Annotated in this window: 17 protein-coding genes; 4 read left to right on the plus strand and 13 right to left on the minus strand. The window is 59.8% G+C overall.

Annotated elements, in window-relative coordinates; all coding sequences use genetic code 11:
- The 5 genes from NB231_RS05265 to NB231_RS05285 all read right to left on the minus strand — a co-directional run.
- The coding region (locus tag NB231_RS05265) for an LEA type 2 family protein (protein WP_005000361.1) at nucleotides 1–316 on the minus strand (316 nt) is incomplete at its 3' end.
- Nucleotides 317–391: 75 nt separating this feature from the next.
- Nucleotides 392–1,504, minus strand: a complete 1,113-nt coding sequence (locus NB231_RS05270) for an ABC transporter permease (RefSeq protein WP_005000362.1) — start codon at nucleotides 1,502–1,504, stop codon at nucleotides 392–394.
- A 2-nt stretch (nucleotides 1,505–1,506) separates the two neighbouring features.
- On the minus strand, nucleotides 1,507–2,652 hold the full coding sequence (locus tag NB231_RS05275; protein WP_005000363.1) for an ABC transporter permease: 1,146 nt from the start codon (nucleotides 2,650–2,652) through the stop codon (nucleotides 1,507–1,509).
- Nucleotides 2,649–4,403 carry an ATP-binding cassette domain-containing protein gene (locus NB231_RS05280; RefSeq protein WP_005000368.1) on the minus strand — a complete coding sequence of 585 codons (1,755 nt, stop codon included), beginning with the start codon at nucleotides 4,401–4,403 and terminating at the stop codon, nucleotides 2,649–2,651. Before NB231_RS05280 ends, NB231_RS05275 begins: the two co-directional genes overlap by 4 nt.
- Nucleotides 4,400–5,437: an efflux RND transporter periplasmic adaptor subunit gene (locus tag NB231_RS05285; RefSeq protein ID WP_040661876.1), complete on the minus strand. Its 1,038-nt coding sequence runs from the start codon at nucleotides 5,435–5,437 to the stop codon at nucleotides 4,400–4,402. The genes NB231_RS05280 and NB231_RS05285 overlap by 4 nt, the downstream gene beginning before the upstream one ends.
- Nucleotides 5,438–5,705: 268 nt before the next feature.
- On the opposite strand from NB231_RS05285, the gene thiI reads away from it, so the two are divergent.
- Entirely contained in the window at nucleotides 5,706–6,992 is a 1,287-nt protein-coding gene (gene thiI / locus NB231_RS05290; RefSeq protein WP_156776905.1) for a tRNA uracil 4-sulfurtransferase ThiI, read from the plus strand.
- Nucleotides 6,993–7,017: 25 nt separating this feature from the next.
- Here the strand turns inward: thiI and NB231_RS05295 are convergent, their stop codons facing one another.
- Nucleotides 7,018–7,401, minus strand: coding sequence for a DUF423 domain-containing protein (locus tag NB231_RS05295; protein WP_005000371.1), 384 nt, complete (start codon nucleotides 7,399–7,401; stop codon nucleotides 7,018–7,020).
- 506 nt (nucleotides 7,402–7,907) lie between these two features.
- Between NB231_RS05295 and NB231_RS05300 the strand changes: the two genes are divergently transcribed.
- On the plus strand, nucleotides 7,908–9,233 hold the full coding sequence (locus NB231_RS05300) for a sensor histidine kinase (protein ID WP_005000372.1): 1,326 nt from the start codon (nucleotides 7,908–7,910) through the stop codon (nucleotides 9,231–9,233).
- Complete coding sequence (locus NB231_RS05305; protein ID WP_005000373.1) at nucleotides 9,226–10,254, plus strand: response regulator; 1,029 nt, start codon at nucleotides 9,226–9,228, stop codon at nucleotides 10,252–10,254. The genes NB231_RS05300 and NB231_RS05305 overlap by 8 nt, the downstream gene beginning before the upstream one ends.
- A gap of 59 nt (nucleotides 10,255–10,313) precedes the next feature.
- Here the strand turns inward: NB231_RS05305 and cqsA are convergent, their stop codons facing one another.
- From cqsA to NB231_RS19420, 3 genes are all read right to left on the minus strand, one after another.
- Nucleotides 10,314–11,570, minus strand: a complete 1,257-nt coding sequence (gene cqsA / locus NB231_RS05310; protein ID WP_005000375.1) for an alpha-hydroxyketone-type quorum-sensing autoinducer synthase — start codon at nucleotides 11,568–11,570, stop codon at nucleotides 10,314–10,316.
- Nucleotides 11,571–12,048: 478 nt separating this feature from the next.
- Entirely contained in the window at nucleotides 12,049–13,893 is a 1,845-nt protein-coding gene (sppA, locus tag NB231_RS05315; RefSeq protein ID WP_005000379.1) for a signal peptide peptidase SppA, read from the minus strand.
- A 526-nt stretch (nucleotides 13,894–14,419) separates the two neighbouring features.
- Nucleotides 14,420–14,761, minus strand: coding sequence for a hypothetical protein (locus NB231_RS19420; protein ID WP_156776906.1), 342 nt, complete (start codon nucleotides 14,759–14,761; stop codon nucleotides 14,420–14,422).
- Nucleotides 14,762–14,948: 187 nt separating this feature from the next.
- Between NB231_RS19420 and NB231_RS05320 the strand changes: the two genes are divergently transcribed.
- Entirely contained in the window at nucleotides 14,949–15,143 is a 195-nt protein-coding gene (locus tag NB231_RS05320) for a hypothetical protein (RefSeq protein WP_005000380.1), read from the plus strand.
- 122 nt (nucleotides 15,144–15,265) lie between these two features.
- On the opposite strand, the gene NB231_RS05325 is transcribed toward NB231_RS05320, so the two are convergent.
- The 4 genes from NB231_RS05325 to NB231_RS05340 all read right to left on the minus strand — a co-directional run bounded on the left by NB231_RS05325 (nucleotide 15,266) and on the right by NB231_RS05340 (nucleotide 20,118).
- Nucleotides 15,266–16,489 carry an aspartate aminotransferase family protein gene (locus NB231_RS05325; protein WP_005000382.1) on the minus strand — a complete coding sequence of 408 codons (1,224 nt, stop codon included), beginning with the start codon at nucleotides 16,487–16,489 and terminating at the stop codon, nucleotides 15,266–15,268.
- Nucleotides 16,490–16,525: 36 nt separating this feature from the next.
- Nucleotides 16,526–17,869, minus strand: a complete 1,344-nt coding sequence (astB, locus tag NB231_RS05330) for an N-succinylarginine dihydrolase (protein WP_005000384.1) — start codon at nucleotides 17,867–17,869, stop codon at nucleotides 16,526–16,528.
- On the minus strand, nucleotides 17,866–19,335 hold the full coding sequence (astD, locus tag NB231_RS05335; protein ID WP_040661879.1) for a succinylglutamate-semialdehyde dehydrogenase: 1,470 nt from the start codon (nucleotides 19,333–19,335) through the stop codon (nucleotides 17,866–17,868). The genes astB and astD overlap by 4 nt, the downstream gene beginning before the upstream one ends.
- Nucleotides 19,336–19,437: 102 nt before the next feature.
- On the minus strand, nucleotides 19,438–20,118 hold the full coding sequence (locus NB231_RS05340) for an ABC transporter substrate-binding protein (RefSeq protein WP_005000387.1): 681 nt from the start codon (nucleotides 20,116–20,118) through the stop codon (nucleotides 19,438–19,440).
- Between the last annotated feature and the right edge of the window lie 28 nt (nucleotides 20,119–20,146).

A 20,146-nucleotide genomic window follows, 5' to 3' on the forward strand; every position in this document is an offset into this window, starting at 1 on the left:
GCTCGCCGAGAGCGGGAATAGTGTTTTTCTGATTGTTGACGCCGTGCGCGAACTCCGAGCCGTTCACCTCCAGCGTATAGCTCATGCGTTCGATGGGTAGGTCGAAACGATTCGGATTCTGAACCCGCAAGGCCAACTGATAGCGCTGCTCAAACAGGTTCAAATCAAGAATGCGGATGCCGGCCAACGTGACGCGCGGCGGGTCGGCATACTGGTAGAGACCGGCGCAGCCGGCTACCGCCACGACCAAAACCAGCGCGAGTCCACCCCACACCGCCCTGCGCCAAGGCGGCTTGCCGCCAATCCGAATCCGCATGCCAAATACGTCCTTATTGCCGTTCGTAAGCCACGGCTTGCCGAGCCATACGCAAACCGGGGCATCGGCATAACCTCAATGGAGACGGTGACGAAACATCCAGCCGGCCATGGCCAGGTTTACCAAGCCAATTACCAACAAGGGCCAAAATTGGCCTACCAGGAGATGCAACGAAGCGTCTTCCAAAAAAACCCCGCGCAGAATATCCATAAAATAGCGCAACGGGTTGAGCAGCGTAAGATACTGCACGATCACGGGCATGTTGGCGATTGGAGTTGCAAATCCTGACAGAAGCACCGAGGGCACCATGAATAGAAATGCGCCCAACAGGCCTTGCTGCATTGTTACCGCCAACGACGAGATTGCTAAACCCACACCGATCGTGGCGAATAAAAATAAGGCCATACCCGCGTAGAGCACCGCTAGCCGCCCCACCAGCGGTATCTGAAACCAAAGTACGGCGATGAGCACAATCAGCGTGCCCTCGGCCAAACCGACCAGGAATCCCGGCAGCGCCTTGCCGAGCAGAATCTCGAAGGGGCGCACGGGTGCCACCAATAACTGATCGAAAGTCCCGCTCTCACGCTCACGCGCAATGGAGAGTCCGGCGACCAACATCGCTACCACTTGCAGCAGCAGTCCGATTATCCCGGGAATAATGAACCAACGGCTCTCCAGGTTGGGGTTGAACCAAGCCCGGATAACCAGATGAGCCAATGGCGGTTGCCAACCGGCATGCTCGGCAATCCAGCGAGCGTTGAACCGATCGACGATCTCATGCACATAACCCTGCGCGATCACCGCCGTATTGGAGTTGCGACCGTCGATAATCACCTGCACGGGCGCAGGCCTATGCCGCAGGAGTCGCTCGGAGAACCGCGGCCCAATATGCACCACCAATAGCAGCTCGCCTCGATCGATCAGAGCGCGCCCCTGCTCGAGGCTGTCGAGGTGCACACGCTGCGTGAAAGTCGGCGAGCCCGCGAAGCGCGCCAATAGCTCACGTGCCGGGGCCGCCCTGTCCTCGGCATAGACACCGTAGCGGATGTGGCTCAAATCCAACGTCGCGGCGTAACCGAATATAATCGTTTGAATAATGGGCGGCAGCACCAGCACCGCGCGGCTGGCCGGATCCTTTAGGAGGGCGAGAAACTCCTTGAGCATCAGATGAAAAACGCGCTGCCACATAATCAATCAAGCCGTTTGCGCGAGCGGCGCAGGGTAATGCCGAGCAAGATCGCGGCCATGATCGCAAGGGCCGAGACGTCGACGAAGATAACAGGCCAAACATCGCCAGCAAGGAAGCCGGTTTGCAGAAAAGAAACGAAGTAACGCGCGGGGACGAGGTAGGTCAGTAAACGGATCGGGCCGGTCATGCTGTGAATATCGAAAATGAACCCGGATAGCAGGAACGCCGGCAGAAAAGTGCTCACGATTGCCGCTTGTCCGGCGACAAACTGACTGCGGCTGCTCACCGAGATCAGCAATCCCATACCCAGCGCGGCCAACATGAACACGGCCGAAACAGCGAACAGAACCCACACACTCCCCCGCAACGGCACATCGAACAACCACAGCGCCATGGCCACTGAGGTGGCCATACCTCCCATGCCGAGGAGAAAGTATGGCAGCAGCTTGCCGAGCAGCACCTCGCCGATGGTGACCGGGGTCACCATCAACGCCTCCATGGTGCCTCGCTCCCACTCGCGAGCCACTACCAGTGCGGTCAACATGGCACCGATCAAGGTCATGATGACCGCGATCAGCCCCGGCACCAGATAATTACGGCTGCGAACATTGGCGTTGAACCAAATACGGCTCGCCAACATCACGGGCCGGGCGGCCTGCTGCCCCTGGCGTTCGGCGCGCTGTTGCAGCCAGCGGCTCAAACTCCCTTCGATATAGCCCCGGATAATCCGAGCGGTATTGGCATCGACGCCGTTGAGCAGAACTTGGATCGGCGCACTGCGCCCTGCTTGCACTTCCCTAGCAAACTGGGAACGTAAATGAATAACCGCATCCACTCGATGGGCTCGTAAGGCGCGCTTCCCAACATGCATGTTAGGCAGTTGAACCACGCTCAGATACTCGGACTGCCGGAAGCTGCCCGCGAAGTCAGCCGCCACGCCACTGGGCTGATCGATCACTAGGGCTACCGGGACATTGCGCGCGTTCAGCGACACCCCGTAGCCGAATAGCAGCAGCAGCACCATTGGCATAACAAACGCGATTGCGATGCTGCTTGGATCACGCACGATCTGTAAGAATTCTTTGCGCAGCAACCCCTGCAACCGCTGCATACGATTTACCCACCCCAATGCGCTCGTTTTGATCACCTGAGCTCCTCTTGGGGGGATTCGACCAGCGTGATGAAGGCCTCCTCCATGCTGGGCAACTCCGAGCGCCCACCCGCCACCTGCCGCTTGATCGATTCAGGGGTACCCAAGGCCAGCAGTTGCCCGCCGGCCATGATCACCAGACGATCACAATAATCCGCCTCCTCCATGAAGTGGGTCGTCACCAGCACGGTTACCCCGTATTCAGCCAGCGCATTGATCAGCTCCCAGAACTCGCGTCGCGCCAGCGGATCGACCCCGGAGGTCGGCTCATCGAGGAACAGAATCTCGGGCTGGTGCAGCAAGGCGGTGGCCAGCGCCAGGCGCTGCTTGAAGCCCAGCGAAAGGTCCTCGGCATCGACGTTGGCGAGCGCACGCAGCTCGAAGCCATCCAGTGCCCAATCGATGCGTTCGCGGCGACGGCCCCCACGCAAATTGTAAATGTTTGCGAAGAAACGCAGATTTTGCGTCACGGTCAGCTGTCCATATAGAGCGAAGCTCTGGGAGACATAACCAATACGCGCCCGAGCAGCGGCTGAGGCCCGGCGCAGATCGACCCCCCCCACGCTGAGCTCGCCGGAGGAGGGTGGCAACAGACCGCAGAGCATGCGAAATGTGGTGGATTTACCGGCGCCGTTGGCGCCCAGCAAGCCAAAGATTTCCCCCCGATACACCTCGAAGCTCAAATCACGCACCGCCTGGAAATCACCGAAGCGGCGTTCCAGGGCATTGACTTGAATTACTGTTTCAAGGCCGCCGTCAGGCTGTAGCGGCGTCCAGCCACTGACGGTCGTTCGCCATCGTGAACTCACCGCTCTAAACTCGGCGATGAACGCGTCTTCGAAGCGAGCCGGCAGCGGATTGAGCTCAAGGCCCGGGACTCCGGCGCGCCCCTTCAGTCGCTCCGGGGTCAATGTCGGCTCAGTGACGACCCGCAGCCACTCGCGTTCTATTACTGCATCGAGCACACCAGGCGCTCGAACGAGGTGCCCTTGCAACGCGCGACGATGCATCCCGGGAGCGCTCGCGGCGTAGCCATGACCCTGCATTCGGCTGCATAACGCTTGCGGTTCGCCGTGGGAGAGCACGCAGCCGTTGTTTAGCACAAACACATACCGGCAGCGCTCGGCCTCATCCATATAGGCGGTACTGAGCAGCACTGTGATCTGCTCTTGCTCGACCAGGCGATCAATGATCTGCCAGAGCTCACGGCGCGAAACGGGATCAACACCAACCGTGGGCTCATCGAGGAGCAACAGTTCTTTCGGCTGAACCAGCGTGCAGGCTAAGCCCAGCTTCTGCTTCATGCCGCCGGAGAGTTTGCCGGCGAGCCGGCGCTGAAACGCCCCCAACCCGGTCATTTGCATCAGCGCATCGTAGCGGGCAGAGCGGCGCGCTGGGGCGACGCCTTGCAAGTCAGCATACAAATCCAGATTCTCGCGAACCGTTAAGTCCGTATACAGACCGAAGCGCTGGGGCATGTAGCCGATTCGAGACTGGATCGTCAAGGCTTGATCTCGAGTGCTCACCCCTTGGATCCGGATCTCGCCGGAATCGGGCCGCAACAGCCCTGCGGCAAGACGCATAAAAGTCGTCTTACCGGCTCCGTCGGGACCGATCAAGCCAACCACGCCATCGTGGAAAATCGCCAAATTCACCGAGGCAAGCGCGGTAATACACCGGCGTCCCGAGCGAAACGTACGCGTGACCTCCCGCGCCTCCAAGATCGGCTGCGCCTTGGCTAGGGTCATTGCTTTTGCCGACGACAAGCAGCCTTCGGCCCAGTCGCCGTCTGCTGGCGGGGAATGGTTACCGTTACCGGCATTCCCAGCCGCAGTTCACCTCGGGCATCGCAGACATAGATGCGCGCCTGATACACCAAATCGGTACGGACCTCGGGGCTCTCCACCGATTTAGGGGTAAACTCGGCAGTCGGCGATATATAACCGACCCATCCTTGATAAGGTTGCTCCGGATGAGTGTCAGTATGGATTGCCGCCGCCATGCCGGGACGTAAGTTGCCCAGCTCGGTCTCCGACACATAGGTACGCACCCATAGAGGTTGGTTTAGGGCAATGGTATAAACGGGAATCTCGGGGGCAGCCATGTCACCGGGTTCCAGGATTCGGCTGCGGACAACACCCGCCGCGGGGGCACGCAAGGTCGTATCGGCCAGATTGCGCTGCGCTAGGCTGAGCTCGGCTTGCGCCATCTGCAGTTCGCCACGCGCCCGGGCGATATCCTCCTGGCGCGGCCCCGCCAAGGCCAGGGCGAGCGTCTTACGGGCCGCCACCAGCCTAGCCTGCGCCGCTTGCGCGGCGGACTTGCCGTCGTCGACGTCCTGAGGCGAGACCGCGTTCTTCGATTCCATATCCTGCAAGCGTCGGTAACGGCCCCAAGCGTTTTTCGCCTCGGCACGCGCCGCGCTCACCTCGGCGCGCGCCCGCGCGATCTCCTCCGAACGCGTACCGGCCTCCAGCTTGGCCAGTGTCTGCTCTGCAACGGTCAGTTGGCCACGGTTCTGCTCCACTGCATGCTGATAACGCTCAGGCTGCAGCTGGGCCAAAACCTGCCCGGAACGCACACGCTCCCCCTCTACCACTATCAGCTTCGCCACCCGGCCGGTTACCTCGAAGGCAAGCTGCACCTCGCGAATATCTACGTTCCCGTAAAACGTCAATGATCGATCACCGCGGCTTGCCCCGGCGTTCACGTACCACCAAGCCCCCACGGCAGCGGCTATTGTGAACACGGCGGTTATAGATAAAAGCCTCAACACCCTCATGGACGCGCTCCTTCATCCGAGCCCCACGAACTTCGGACGAACCAGCGTAACGCCTTTTCCGCAAGCCGGCTGATGAATCGATCCCAGATTGCCGCCCAAGGCCAATCGCCGTAACCAATCATGTGATCTGCACCTATGCGTCGCCCTCCCAGGAGAACGACAGGGGCGTTATAATAAAATATTTGCCGCAAGTAGCGAGGAGCGAATCTACGGAACCGTTCGTCGCCCCATGGCTCCCTGCCCCGATGGCACCACGTACAAATTGCCCATGCTAAGACACCGGATCCTGCTCCATTACGCCGAGGTTGCACTCAAAGGCCATAACCGTCGCGAGTTCGAGCTGCAACTGCGACGCAATATTAAACACCGACTGCTGCGCCGCGGTGTGCATTGGCCGGTGCAGCGCGGCCACAATCGGATCACGGTGCACATTCCAAATGCCCCGTGTGCCGATGTCTTTGAAATCGCCGCCATGCTGCGGGGTGTGGCTGGCATCGCCTCGGCCGCACCCGCTGCGTTCCTCCCTCGTGCGGATCTGCGCTGGCCCAGCGAGTCGCCGCAACTGCATCGGATCGAGGAAGTCGTGGTGGGCATGGCCCACGAAAACTGGCGAGCACAAGCGAGCTTTGCAGTCCGAGTTAATCGGGGCGACAAGGGGTTTCCTTTACGATCCGATGAGCTCGCCCGCCGTTTGGGCGCCACCATCATCGAACACACAAGCTGGTCGCGCGTGGATCTGTCACACCCGGATCAGCGTTTCTACGTCGATATCTACCCCGAGGGGGTATATCTCTATGACGTGCGCTATCGGGGACTGGGCGGACTGCCAGTGTTCACCGCTGGCTCCGTATTGAGCCTGCTCTCAGGCGGCATTGACTCCCCTGTGGCGGCCTTCCTAATGGCCAAGCGAGGTTGCCGAGTGAATTTCCTGCATATGACAGCGACGCACCTCGCTGCCGACCGGCTGCGCGAGAACCTGGTCAGCCGTATTGCCAAGCGGCTGAGCATCTATACTCTGCGCTCGCGACTGTTCTTGGTACCCTATACGCATTTCGACTTAGCGCTGATCGGCCAACCACCCTCCGGCTTCGAAATGATCCTCTTCCGCCGTTTTATAGCACGCCTCGGAACCCGCCTTGTCGAACGCCATGGTGGACAAGCGCTCGTGGTCGGCGATAGCCTTGGGCAAGTCGCCTCACAAACATTGGAAAATATAGTCAGTCACTCGCAGGCAACGGCCCTGCCGATTCTGCGCCCCTTAATCGGGATGGACAAACAAGAGATCGTCGAGCGCGCGCGGACAATCGGCACTTACGAACTATCGACCGAGCCTTACAAGGACTGCTGTGCTCTGCTCAGTCGACACCCACGCACCAAATCCCATCCGGAGCCGCTGCAACGGCTTGAAAGGCGATTGTTCCCAAACTACGAAGCGTTGCTCGAGCACACCCTCGCCGAGATGCGGGTTTTAACGTTCGACGCGGGCGAGATGCTCGAGACGGATTCGAGCTGCGCCCGCGGCAAGCTCGGCTTGAGCCGCTCGCAACCAATCTGATCTGGGTGGAAGCCTCGAATAAGCCTCAGTGCCAGCCCTTCCATACACCCCAGACCAGCAGCAGCCACGCCAGCAGAAACAACGCACCGCCAAACGGCGTCACGGCACCCAGCCAGCGCACCTCGGTCAAAACCAATCCGTAGAGGCTACCGGAGAAGAGCGCGATTCCGATCAGCATCAACCAGCCGGCCCCGACCACAACGGCAACCGCTGCTGTCAGATGGGACAGCACCAGCCCAACCGCAAGCAGACCCAAGGCATGGACAAGCTGATACTCCACGCCCGTATGCCAGACTTCCAACATTTCGAGCGGCACCCGCGCACGCAGGCCATGAGCGCCAAAGGCGCCCAAAGCCACGCCGAGGAAAAGATTCAGGCCACCGAGGATCACGAACAGCTTGCCATGCATGAAACCGTTCCGTTTTGCAGTAATACGCTTAATCCTTTGTACGCCCCATCCTCCGCGGCCGTCTGTTCACTTCAACCGCCGAGCCTGGGGCTGGTCCACAAATACCATTTTAACGGTACGCTGTTGCTTCGGCCCATTCCACCATATCAGCGCGCGCTTGATGTTACCTGTCATGCCTCACGCGCGCCAGCGGATTCGAATGACGCGTGTCAACCATTATTAATGGCCAAAGCACGAGCAATGGTAAATACAATGACATGCATTGGCATCCACCGTATCCTAATCTGAAGCATATAGTGCTTCGGTGCTTTTTATGCACATCGCCGATGAGATCACCTGAAGACCCCACTCGCGACTTGAACGGGAGGGTAGCAGCGGGTTTGCGACGCGCTACCAAAACCGCAAAAAGGCCTCAGCCATAAACTCAGCCATAAACAGGGCAGTCAGCCGCGGGCCGTGCCGTTGCGAAGGGGGTAGAGCGCCCCGCATTTCGATAGAACGACGCCATGCCGAATAGAATTCATTGTGGGTGGAATCGACTGCTTGCACGGCTGCGCTTGGCCCTGGCACAAGGGGTGCGCCAATCGGAGCCGAACCTCTTTCCCATCGGCATAATCGGCGTTGTGGGGTTTCCAGCGTACTATTTCATCTGGCACGACTGGTTTCCGCAGCCCTACGAGAACCTCGGCTTACGGCTGATCGGAGCGGGGATATTCTTACCCTACTTATTCCTGCCGCGTTGGCCGAAGCGCTGGCGCCCCTTGCTGGGAGTGTACTGGTTTTTCACCATGCTCTATTCCCTGCCGTTTTTTTTCACCTTTATGCTGCTGAAAAACGGCATGTCAGATGTATGGCATACATCGACCATGGCTGCGATGATCCTGCTGGTGCTGCTGGTACAAGAATGGCTGCTGCTGAGCCTGTTGTTTGCAACCGGTACAACACTCGCTTGGCTTGCCCACATCGCAACCGGCGGCCAGCTCGTCGTTCCGCCCGACTATTTAGCACAGCTGCCGATCTATTTGTTCGTAATGGTTACCGGCAGCATCGTCAATTATAAAGCCGCTTTAGTGAGCCAAGAGCGGTTGGACGCCATGTTCGCTGTCAGCCGCAACATCGCTCACGAGCTGCGCACCCCGCTGCTGGGCATCCGCAGCGGAGTAGGCGGCCTGAGGCGCTACCTGCCACACCTGCTCGAAGCGTACGAACTCGCTCGGAAAGAGGGCCTGTGCGTGCCTGCAATGCGTCAAGGACACCAACACGCCCTCAAATCCGTACTGGATCGCATCGAAAACGAGACCAATTACTCGAATACGATAATCGACATGTTATTGATAAACGCTGGGCGACACCAACTGGATGCTTCAGAGTACACTGTTACACACATCAGCGAGTGTGTGGCGATCGCGCTAAAGCGCTACCCGTTTCGATCCCAAACAGAGCGCGAGCGGATCCGCTGGCGCCGGGGAGCAGATTTCGCATTCCAAGGCTCACCATTGCTCATGGTCCATGTCATTTTTAATTTATTACGCAACGCCTTGCATTTCATCGCGGAGGCCGGGCGCGGGGAAGTCGTAATCTGGACCGAACGCAACGGAACGGACGGCACCTTGCATGTCCTGGATACCGGTACCGGGATCCGGCCGGAGGTGTTGCCTTATATTTATAATCGCTTCTATTCCTCGCGCACGATAGACCAGGGCGCCGGCATCGGGCTGGCATTCTGTAAAATGGTTGTAGGAAGCTTCGGCGGCTCTATCCATTGCAAGAGCGAATACGGCAAATACACCGAGTTCATGCTGACTTTTCCAGGAGTGGGCCATCATGGATGATAAGTCAATCCCCCCCTACCGCTTTCCCTCGACCGTGCTTGTTATCGACGATGACGCAACCTTCCTCACCAATCTCAGTTTGGAGCTCGACGAACGGCTGGCCTATCGGTTATTCGACTCGCCACTGGCGGCTCTGGAGCATCTGCAGCACTGCGAAAGCAGCGTACGCCCTTACCAACGCTGCTTCTACCAGCACCGGGAGGCCGTCGGCTGGCCGATGCGCAATCATTTCCTGCGCGTGGATATCGCGGCGCTGGAAGAGGCGGTAACCGACCCCAAACGCTTCTCCGAGGTCTCCGTGGTGATCGTTGACTACGCCATGCCCGGTATGGACGGCTTGGAATTTTGCCGACGCATTCGCAATCCCCACATCAAAAAAATCCTCTTCACAGGAGTCGGCGACGAAAAAGTCGCCGTGGAGGGCTTCAACCAGGGACTGATCGATCGGTTCATTCGAAAAAGCTGGCAAAATGTAGCGGATGATCTAAACCAAAGCATTAAAGAGTTGCAGGCGCAGCATTTTCAGGATGCCTCCCGGTTGCTCCAACAGTCGATCGACGGCGAGGATGCCGCATTTCTCAAAGATCCCGTTTTCATTTACCACTTCGAACGCCTATGCGAGGAATACCGGCTGATCGAGCATTACTACGTCGCCGAGCCCAGCGGCTTCTTACTGATCACCGACGATGGCCGGCCGTATCGACTGGTCGTGCTCACTGAGGAGGATCTGCAGGTGCACCAGGAGATCATTCGCGACCAAGGCGGCCCCGCACCGTTGCTGGATAAACTCGCCAGCGGCAGCGCCGTGCCCTATTTCTGGCGCTCCGCAGGCTATTATCGCCCAGAATGCCTCGATTGGGAGGATTTCCTCTTTCCAGCCAAAATGCTGCACGGCGCGCGGCGCTACTATCTCGCGCTCATCGACGACCCCCCACTCTACCGGTGGCTCGGCTGGCGGATCGCGAGCTATCGCTCGTTTCTCGACGAATTGGATGCGACGCTGGCGCTGCCCCGCCTATGACAGGTTGCCCATAAACGGCATTTCGCCCCCGTCGCATCCGTTCATCCATCAAAACACCCTTACCGGCAGAGAACGGGGGTAGAATGTGGCTTGCGCCGAGTGGATGCCCAACTCACCAGATCCACTTCCTCACGGATGGCCGCGCAGACGTTCACGATTCGCCGCAGTTGAGCACCACAGAGCGCTGCATTCACGGACAAGCGAATCAGCGATCGATTGGTCGGCGTCGCCGGAGCGCAAAACACCGAGCCAAAGATCCCGCGTGACTCTAATGCGTCACGCAACACGATGGTTTGAGGCTCCGGCCCGGACTCAAGGCCAATAATTTGCGAATCACTTTCCAAATTGTAGCCGAGTCGACTGAGCTCATCGCGTAAATAACGCGCGTTGCGATACAGCCGCTGACGACGCCATTCTTCCTGACGTATCACCCGCAAAGCGGTGTGCAATCCTGCAATCTCATGGGGCAGTAGCGTAGAGCTGAAAATCGCCGGACGGGCCGTGCATTTGAAGTACTCGGCAAAACGCGCCGAACAGGTAATCAGCCCGGCACGGCCGGCGAAGGCCTTAGCGAGGCTCGCAGTGCGAAAATGGACCTGATCGGCCAAACCGCAAGCGGCTACCAACCCCACCCCATCCGGCCCATGGGTACCCAAGGAGTGCGACTCATCCACCACCAACACGCAACCGTGGCGCAATCCGATTTCTGTGAGTGCCACCAGCGGCGCTATATTGCCGGTCGTACTGTAGATCGAATCCACCACTACGATGCCCGGCCCGTAACGACGAATCTGCCGCTCCAAATGATCAACGTCATTATGCCGAAACGGCCGAGCAGTGGCACCGGCGCACAAAATACCTTGATGCAACGACATGTGGGCGAACATGTCCACGTACACGGGCACGGAAGCATCGGCGATGGCCTGGATCAGGCCGACGTTGGCACACCAACCGGACTGACACAGCACCGTGGCCTCACTGCCGAGATAATCGGCAAACTCGGCTTCCAGCCGCGGCTGCGGCTCGCTCCCCTGCAGAAAGACCGCCGACATGAGCAGGCCGTTGCCGGCCTGCTCGATCGCTTCGGCCTGAGCACGCAGAATAGCAGGATGCCCAGCAATCGATAGGTAATCATTGCTCTGGAGCACTATTGAGTCGGTACTCGGTTGCCGACCGTGCATGATATGCCCGCCGTTCCAAGTTTTCTCAACCCGCTCACGGTAGTATGTCGCTACGCGATTTTTAAGAAAGGCGGGCTCCCATGAGGGCCCTTCCCACTCCACCCCACCCCGAAACTCTGCATAAGCCGTCTGCATAATAATTGTCTCCGTTTGGATACCTCAGGCCGCTCCGCGGCCACATTGAACAAAACAGGACCATTGCTGGCGACAATGCAGGACGATATTAAAGATACGAATGTTTAACGTTCTTATGTTTGCGCGCTCTGAGCGCTAGTGCGCGCGCTTCGCAACCGAATGACCCAGACACCTAGGTGGGCGTAGTGATGGTCGGGGCCTACCTGCATCCCCTGGTTTTGGGCTATACGGGACCTGCGCGCTTTTCTTTTATTGGGTCTTACAGGCTATGCCATCGATAAGCCTTGGATAGTGACTTACACCAAATCCTCGGCATTGGACGCATTTCATAAGGGAAGGGCGCAGACGAGGAAATATCGGCTGGCGGTAGCCGCTTAGGAAAGCAAGGCTGGACAAAAGCCGCGGCATGGGGAAGGATTTTGTATGGAGGTCCCACTCGCCGAACGGGAGAGGGTGAGATGTTCTGGGTCGCGCCCCTTTACCGGATTCCCCCCAAATCCGGCCAACAGGGGCAATAGGCATAAGCGGCTTTGGGGTCCTGCAGCCAGGCGAGCGGCAGCGTTTCATCAGGCAACGGTATCAACCACACAAGCCAATCCGAAATGGGCCATGGCTTAGCATCAAGCCGTTGGGCCAACGCGACGAAACGCTGCAGCACGCGCTCACGCAGGCTTTGGGTTGTCGGTATGGGCACCAGCATGAATCGGTTCTTTGGTAGTCCCGCGAGCGCGGCAGCGGCCTCGGCCGCCTGACCCAACCCACCCAAATGGTCCACCAAACCCAAACGCTTGGCGTCCCGTCCGCTCCACACTCGGCCCTGAGCGATCCGATCCACGGCCTCCACGCTCATGCCACGTGCCTGAGCAACCCGGTGGATAAACCGCTGATAGCCCTGCTCGATAACCAGCTGCACCAGGCGCGCGCCCTCCGGACTCAACGGCCGGTCCGCTCGCAGCGCACCGGTAAGGGCGTGGGTGCCCACCCCATCGGGGTGGATACCCAGCTTTTCCAGTGTGGTCTGAACATTGGGCAGCAAACCGAAGATACCGATGGAACCGGTCAATGTGCTGGCCTGAGCCCAGATCTGATTAGCATTCATCGCGGCCCAGTATCCGCCTGATGCAGCCACCGCCGACATGGATACCACCACCGGTTTGCCGGCCTGGCGGGTCGCGGCCACCTCACGGCGAACCACCTCGCTTGCGGTTGCGCTACCGCCCGGGCTGTTCACACGGAGGATCAATGCGGCGATGCCGTGATCCCGCCGCGCGTCACGAATCTGCTGGGCGATGGTGTCGCCCCCCACGATTCCGGGTCGGCTCTCGCCGTCGGCGATGGGGCCCTCCATTGTGATCAAACCCACCTTGCCGGGCTGATCGTCCGCCTGCAATCCACCACTCGCCTGCAGATAATCCGGGTTGTTGATCTGCCGAAAGCCCCCGGTTTGCAAGTCCTCTCCCACAATACTCGCCAATTCGGCGCGCAGCTCGGCCGGAGTAACCAACTTATCGACCAACCCAGCCGAGCGGGCCAAAGCCGCCGTATCGCCATCGTGCGCCGCTAACTCGACAGGCAAATTATCGATGTAGCGATCGATCGCACTCGGTGGCAAACCACGCGAATGGGCCACATCGCTCTTGTAGACATCCCACAGCGTGTGCAACCAGATCAGATTTTCCCGACGGGCCTGCGGCGACATGTCATTGCGCATAAACGGCTCCACCGCCGCCTTGTACTGGCCCACGCGGAACACATGGACCTTCACCCCCAGCTCATCGAGAGCATCCCTGAAGTAATGTTGGTAGACGCCGAATCCTTGCAGCAACACCGCACCCAGGGGATCCAGATAGACTTTGTCCGCCAAAGCGGCCAGATAATACTGGAGCTGGGTATAGGATTGGGCATAGGCGATCACCTTCTTGCCGCTGGCTCGAAAATCGCGTATCGCGCCACCCAATTCTTGCAGCTGGGCCATACCGGCCTGCTGCAACTCATCGAGCTGCAACACGGCCAGAGTGATGCGCGAATCACTCGCACCGCGGCGCAACGCAACCAGCAAGTCACGCAGCGGGGTTTGTTGCGGCTTCTCTTCCATGAACCGTCTGAGCAACACGCCCGGCTCGAACTCGCTGTGCTCCACTACGCTGCCCTGCGGCGCCCAAACCAATGCGACGTTGTCGCCCACCTGAGGCGCTGGCGGACCTTTGATGGCGAAGAACACGATCGCCAGGAACAATAAGACGAACAGCACGATCAGGGCACGCCATGCCACAACGATCAGGTGCCAAAGAGTGGTAAAAATCCGCTTAACCATGGCGGCCATCGTTTTCTCTCCCGTTGCCAGGCCCGATGGCCCCGCGCTGGAAAATCCCGCTCAGCATAGCTTAATTGTTAAAATGCCAGTCCGCTGACCTGAGCTACGTATAAAGACCCGCTGCGAACCCGACTCAAAAGATCAAGCGCGGATGCCGCACGCAGCCCCTCGCCATGCCCTCGGAAAATGGTGGACATGAGCCGTTCGCGCTAAAGGGAGCACTCCTCCCGATCCAGCCGCTTGCCGAACATCACACCCTAGCGTTGCAATACCATCCAGGCAATAGGCTCCGGAGTCTCAAGCTCCGCCATCATACGGTGATGCTGCACGTGCGCAGCGGCCATTTCATCCATAAACACATATTAAGAGTCGTTTGTGTTCCTAGCCCGGAAGTTTCATGAATCCGCGCGATGATTAATGATTGTGCAGCTTGTGGATTCACAGGAGTTTTTGTGAAGGAGCGGCGTATCGGTGATTACGCCCGACTGAGCAAAATCTTCTGTGGATTCAAGGGGCAAGCGAGGGCGTGTGCGATTCATAAAATTTTCAGGCTGATATGTTTTAACTTGCAAGCAACCCTGCCAGAAAGGTTTTCTGGCAGGGTTGTTGACGAAAACATTAGACATCTTGTTTGAAGTTGCGCAGCAAGTTCAAACATAGGGTCTAGACTTGCGGCAGAACGCAAGTGCAAACCGAGGCCATCACACTCGACGAGATGGGAATACCTGGTAGCCGGGACCGGCAAAGCTCGGCGACTCATCAGGCGTACCCGAATGTTTGAATCCAAGCCGGTAGCAAAAGACCCATGATCCAGCGCACCGTCTCGCCCATCGCCCTTGCCCCACCAGCCGCCTGCGCTGCCCACGGCTTCGGTCATAGCCTGATGCACCCGCAAAAGGCCGGGGCGGCACAGTGCATGGCGAGTTTCATCGTAGCCGCGATATGGCGGAATTGTTTGAATTGATTAAAGGCCTGTTCAATGAGATGACAGGCTGAGTAGTGCTGACGATCCACGTCACGCACCGCCGCACGGTTGGATCGAGGGAGACGAGCACATCTGCACCGTGGGCTTCGTTGACGATCACAGTGCCGAGTTGGGACGTTTGATCGAACCCGGCTCGACACGGGCGGGGGTGCGCGTGCGTAATCAGCCGCTTAACCGCGGGATGCACCCCCGAGGGCAAAGGGCTAAGGAAAAAGTGGCCGGCACGCGGCCGGCCATGGGATTGCCCCACACCATCGAAAAGGAGGTTGGATAAAAAGCTCAATTGTAAATTAGCGCCGACGCCGGGTTGGATTCCGTGCAGCACATCACTGTCTTGGGGGTTATCGGTCGCAAGTTCGGTGACGAGCTTAGACCCATTCCGCCAGGTAGAGAATCCTATAGAGTGTTAACCGCCCGCGCCAACAACCGTTCGACTCGGTGCAACCCCTCGTCGAGATCGGCTTGTGGTATCACCAGCGATGGTGCCAGCCGGAGTGTGTTCGGCCCGGCGACCAACACCATCACGCCCTCCTCCAAGCCCATGTGTAAAAGCTCCCGGGCTCGTCCTCGCCAACGCTCGCTCAAAGCGCAGCCGACGAGCAGACCACGGCCGCGGATTTCATCAAACACCTCATAGCGTGAAGCAAGCGCGCGCAGCGCATCGGTCAGTCGTCGGTGGCGCTCCCGCACCCCGGCCAGCACTTGAGGTTCGCTGACGATGGCCAATACTTCATTGGCCACCGCACAGGCCAACGGGTTGCCGCCGTATGTGCTGCCATGGCTACCCACACTGAAGCTCGCCGCCAGGGCGGCATTGGTGAGCATGCCACCGATCGGAAAGCCACCCCCCAATGCTTTGGCCGTGGTCAAGATATCTGGCGTCACGCCTAACCCCATATAGGCATAGAGCTCACCCGTGCGGCCCACTCCGGTTTGCACTTCATCGAAGATCAACGCCGCCGAGTAGCGATCGCAGAGCTTGCGAAGCCCACCTATGAACGCCGGATCAGCCGGTACGATACCCGCCTCTCCCAACACAGGTTCGACGATCACCGCGCAGGTGCGCTCCGAGATCACCGCCTCCGCGGCCGCCAGATCATTATAGGGCACATGGTGGATTCCGGCGGGCAACGGCTCGAACCCTTGGGTGTACTTGGGCTGCCCGCCGACACTGACCGTAAACAACGTGCGACCGTGAAACGCCTGTTCGAAGGCGACGATCTCGTACTTCTGTGCTCCGAAACGCACGCTCGCATGCTTGCGCGCCAGCTTCAGCGCCGCTTCGTTGGCCTCGGCTCCGGAATTGGCGAAAAACACCCGCTCGGCGAAAGTCAGCTCACAAAGTCGGCGCGCGAGCGACAACGCCGGTTCATTGGTCATGACATTGCTGAGGTGCCATATTTTCGCGGCCTGCCTCTGCAGAGCGGCCAGCAAACGCGGGTGGCCGTGCCCCAGACAGGTAACGGCGATACCGCCAGCGAAGTCGATGTATTCACGCCCCTGCTGATCCCAAACGCGAGAACCCTCGGCACGCACCGGAATGACCGCAAGGGGGTTATAAGTAGGAACCATCACCTGATCGAACAGCTCCCGAGTAATGGGGGCATTCTGCGATTGCATCGTCCATCTCCCGAGCAGTGACCGACTCCATTGGCTTCAAGCGCCATAGAGCTGAAAAGGATAGATCGGGCCCAACCGCAGAATCCTGGTGAGCTCGTCCAAGGCTGTGCGCGATTCCCCGAGCAGCGCCGGATCGGCCAGCTCCGCTGCCGTGAGACGGTCGCGGTAATGGCGATCGATCCAAGCGCTCAGCGCGGCAAATAGCGACTCATCCAGAAACACGTCGGCATTCACGGCCGCAAGCTCCGTAGCCGTGAGCACCACGCGCAACCGCAAACAAGCCGGGCCTCCGCCGTTGCGCATGCTCTGCCTCACATCGCTCACCAACACCCGCCGAATCGGCGTTTGCTGCTCCAAAAGCTCGCCGAGCCAGCCCCACACCGGCGGCGAGCGACGGCACTCTTCCGGCACAACCAATGCCATGTCCCCGGCTGGCAACGTCACCAGCTGACTATTGAACAAATAGGAGTCCACGGCCTGCGCCACGCTGATTCTCACCGCGGGCACCACGATGAAACACACCGGCGGTTCACCAAAAACACGTTGCAGCTGCCGATGCACGACGGCCGAGTCGAGAAAGGCTTGTTCATGCTGCAGCAGTACCTGCGCATTGCCTACCGCTATGACATCGTTGTGAAACACCCCGGCGTCGATCAGCGCTGGATTCTGCTGGACGAATACGCAGCGTTGCGGATCCAGGCCGTGCAACCGCGCCACCGCCTGCGAGGCTTCCAGCGTCTGGCGGGCCGGATAACGCCGCGGAGTGGGACCGGCTGCGCGGGTACTCCGGCCGTAGACGAAAAGCTCCAGCCCGGCGGCGCCATACTCCGGACACAACCGGGTATGATTGGCGGCCCCTTCGTCGCCGAACGGCTCGACCGCGGGTAACGGCGCATGGTGAGCGAAATGGGCTTCATCGGCGAAAATGGCTCGCAGCACCCGAGCCGTCGTGGGCGGTTCGATCGCACGGTGCAAGCCATTGATCAGGTTGGCCGGGGTCAAGTGCACGCGCCCATCCGCCGTATCCGCGCTGGGGGAGACGGTGGCGGCATTAGCCGCCCACATACTGGAGGCCGAGCAGCAGGCCGCAAGCAATTCCGGGGCGGCGCGGGCCGCGCCGCCGAGCACAGCCCCATCGCTGCCGCCGAAACCGAGCCGGCGCAGCACGTCGATTGCCGGGCGCTCATGCGGTGGCAACACGGCTTGGCGAAGCCCCAAATCGTGCAGCGTCTTCATCTTACGCAGCCCCTGCTGCGCCGCCGCGCGAGGATTAGACATCGCCCCGGCGCTGCGCTGCGAGGCGAGATTGCCGAGTGACAGCCCAGCGTAGTTGTGCGTGGTGCCGACCAGGCCATCGAAATTCACTTCTACCGCGCTCATAGCTTGATCCCTGGGCTAAGGCGCTCCGGCAACGTCAGCTTATCGGCCTGCAACGAAGCGACCGGGTAGGCACAGTAATCCGCCGCATAGTAGGCGCTGGGGCGATGGTTACCACTGCACCCCACCCCACCGAATGGCGCGGCGGAGCTTGCGCCGGTAAGCGGTCGGTTCCAATTGACGATACCGGCACGGATACGCCGGAAGAAGCGTTCGAAATCGCTTTGTCGGCCACCCAGCAAACCTGCAGAGAGCCCGAAACGAGTGGCGTTGGCCAACGTAATGGCCTGCTCGAACGTATCGTAACGCGCCACCTGGAGGAACGGGCCGAAATACTCCTCATCGGGTAGCTCGGTAATAGCGCCCACATCCATGAGCCCCGGCGACAACAAGCCGGTGGCCTCGCGCAGCCGACGCATCGCAAGGAGCGCCCGCCCCCCCAGCTGCTCCAGTTGTGCCTGCGCCGCGAGCAGCCCGGTCGCGGCTGCCACCGAAATGACCGGTCCCATGAAAGGCGTCTCGGCATCCAGCCAGCTACCGACCCGCAGCCCCGCCACGGCCTCGAGCAGGGCATCGAGCAGCTCATCTCCGGCCTCGCCTTGCGGCAAGTAGAGACGCCGAGCACAACTACAACGCTGCCCAGCCGTCAGATAGGCGGACTGAATGATCGAGTACACGGCCGGTCGGATATCGACCCCCGGCATTACGATCAGCGGATTGTTGCCGCCCATCTCCAAAGCCAGAATTTTTCCCGGCTGCTCGGCAAACTGGCGGTGCAGCAAGCGGCCGGTGGCGGCGCTGCCGGTGAACAACAGCCCGTCGATACCCGCCTCGGCGGCGAGCGCTCCCCCAACCTCGCGACCGCCCTGCACCAAATTGATGACACCGCTCGGCAACCCGGCTTGCAACCACAGACGCAGCACATGCTCGGCACACAGCGGGGTGAGTTCGCTCGGCTTGAAAACCACGGTATTACCGGCGAGCAGAGCGGGGATAATATGGCCGTTCGGCAGATGCCCAGGGAAGTTGAACGGTCCGAAAACCGCGATCACGCCGTGCGCCTTATGGCGCAGAATAGACCGGCCCGCGTCGATCTCCCGCTCGCGCAAGCCGGTTCGCTCCTTGTAAGCACGCGCCGATAGGTCGATCTTGCCGATCATGGCCGCCACCTCGGTGAGCGCCTCCCAAGTTGGCTTGCCCGTCTCGCGGGAGATTATCTCGGCCAACGCGCGTTTGTCCGTCTCCAAACGATTACCGAAGCGGCGGACGATTTGTAAGCGTTCGTTAAAACCACGCTCGCTCCAGCCGTCGAAAGCGGCATGCGCCGCCTGCACCGCCTGCCCGACCTGCTCGGTGCTGGCCTGCGCCCCCTCCCAGAGCACCTCGTTGCTGGCGGGATCGCGGGAGTCGAACGCGACTCCGTCACCGACTACCCAATCACTGCCAATCAGCTGATCCTTTCTCTGCATAGAGCTTCCCTGGTGGGCTGCGCTCGATTGCTTGCCAGGCGGCGGTTGGATCGGGCGACGCAGCATGCCGGACGAACATTGACCCCGCACCTCCAAACATGGCTAAGCACGGATTAGCCGGCAGCCAATGCTGCCCGACGTACGCGTGCGAGCGGTCTGTCGCTCATCGACCAGCTGGGATGTTTTGCGCTGCAGTTCCTCGATGAGCGCCGCGAAGCCATGATCGCGGATAAACGCAGTGTACTCGGAACGTTTGATGGCCAATTCGCTGACACCATTGGCGAGAACATTGATGATCCGCCACTGGCCATCTTGTAGATAGAGCAGGTAGTCGAGCCGTATCTGAGCACCATCGCTTAGTAAAAGCTTGGTATGTACCAGGCTCTTGCCCTCGGCGAGCCTGCGCTGCCCTGACTGGACAAAGCGTTCGCCGTCATACTCATCGAAGCGATCGGCATAGGTGGCAATCGTCAGGCGCTGAAAGGTCGCCAAAAACTGCTCGCGTTGCGCCGCGCTCAGCCCCTGCCACTGACTGCCAAGTGCAAACCGAGCCATGCTCGCCAAATCGTGACTGGCTTCGATGGGGGACGCAAGGGCTTCGAAACGCTGCTCGAAGTCCATATTCGAGCGCCAGACCGCAACGAGCTTTTGCTGCAAATCGGTCACCACCACCACCGCCGCCGGGCTTTGCTCCGCTGCCACCGCAAGACTCAGCCAGAATAACACAGCCCCTAGTACCACCCTCTTGGCAGCAACCGAGTTTGCGAAAATGCGGCGAAGCATGGCTGCGCTCCTTCTCATATACCACCAA

Origin of the sequence: Nitrococcus mobilis Nb-231, from assembly GCF_000153205.1 — a bacterium.
Taxonomy (GTDB): domain Bacteria; phylum Pseudomonadota; class Gammaproteobacteria; order Nitrococcales; family Nitrococcaceae; genus Nitrococcus; species Nitrococcus mobilis.

Excerpts from the sequence above, each read along its gene's own strand:
- NB231_RS19420 (WP_156776906.1), bottom strand. The coding sequence starts at position 14,761 with ATGACCGAAGCCGTGGGCAGCGCAGGCGGCTGGTGGGGCAAGGGCGAT.
- sppA (WP_005000379.1), bottom strand. The coding sequence starts at position 13,893 with ATGGCCGCCATGGTTAAGCGGATTTTTACCACTCTTTGGCACCTGATC.
- cqsA (WP_005000375.1), bottom strand. The coding sequence starts at position 11,570 with ATGCAGACGGCTTATGCAGAGTTTCGGGGTGGGGTGGAGTGGGAAGGG.
- NB231_RS05340 (WP_005000387.1), bottom strand. The coding sequence starts at position 20,118 with ATGCTTCGCCGCATTTTCGCAAACTCGGTTGCTGCCAAGAGGGTGGTA.
- NB231_RS05285 (WP_040661876.1), bottom strand. The coding sequence starts at position 5,437 with ATGAGGGTGTTGAGGCTTTTATCTATAACCGCCGTGTTCACAATAGCC.
- astD (WP_040661879.1), bottom strand. The coding sequence starts at position 19,335 with ATGCAGAGAAAGGATCAGCTGATTGGCAGTGATTGGGTAGTCGGTGAC.
- astB (WP_005000384.1), bottom strand. The coding sequence starts at position 17,869 with ATGAGCGCGGTAGAAGTGAATTTCGATGGCCTGGTCGGCACCACGCAC.
- NB231_RS05280 (WP_005000368.1), bottom strand. The coding sequence starts at position 4,403 with ATGACCCTAGCCAAGGCGCAGCCGATCTTGGAGGCGCGGGAGGTCACG.
- NB231_RS05270 (WP_005000362.1), bottom strand. The coding sequence starts at position 1,504 with ATGTGGCAGCGCGTTTTTCATCTGATGCTCAAGGAGTTTCTCGCCCTC.
- thiI (WP_156776905.1), top strand. The coding sequence starts at position 5,706 with ATGCTAAGACACCGGATCCTGCTCCATTACGCCGAGGTTGCACTCAAA.
- NB231_RS05325 (WP_005000382.1), bottom strand. The coding sequence starts at position 16,489 with ATGCAATCGCAGAATGCCCCCATTACTCGGGAGCTGTTCGATCAGGTG.
- NB231_RS05295 (WP_005000371.1), bottom strand. The coding sequence starts at position 7,401 with ATGCATGGCAAGCTGTTCGTGATCCTCGGTGGCCTGAATCTTTTCCTC.
- NB231_RS05300 (WP_005000372.1), top strand. The coding sequence starts at position 7,908 with ATGCCGAATAGAATTCATTGTGGGTGGAATCGACTGCTTGCACGGCTG.
- NB231_RS05305 (WP_005000373.1), top strand. The coding sequence starts at position 9,226 with ATGGATGATAAGTCAATCCCCCCCTACCGCTTTCCCTCGACCGTGCTT.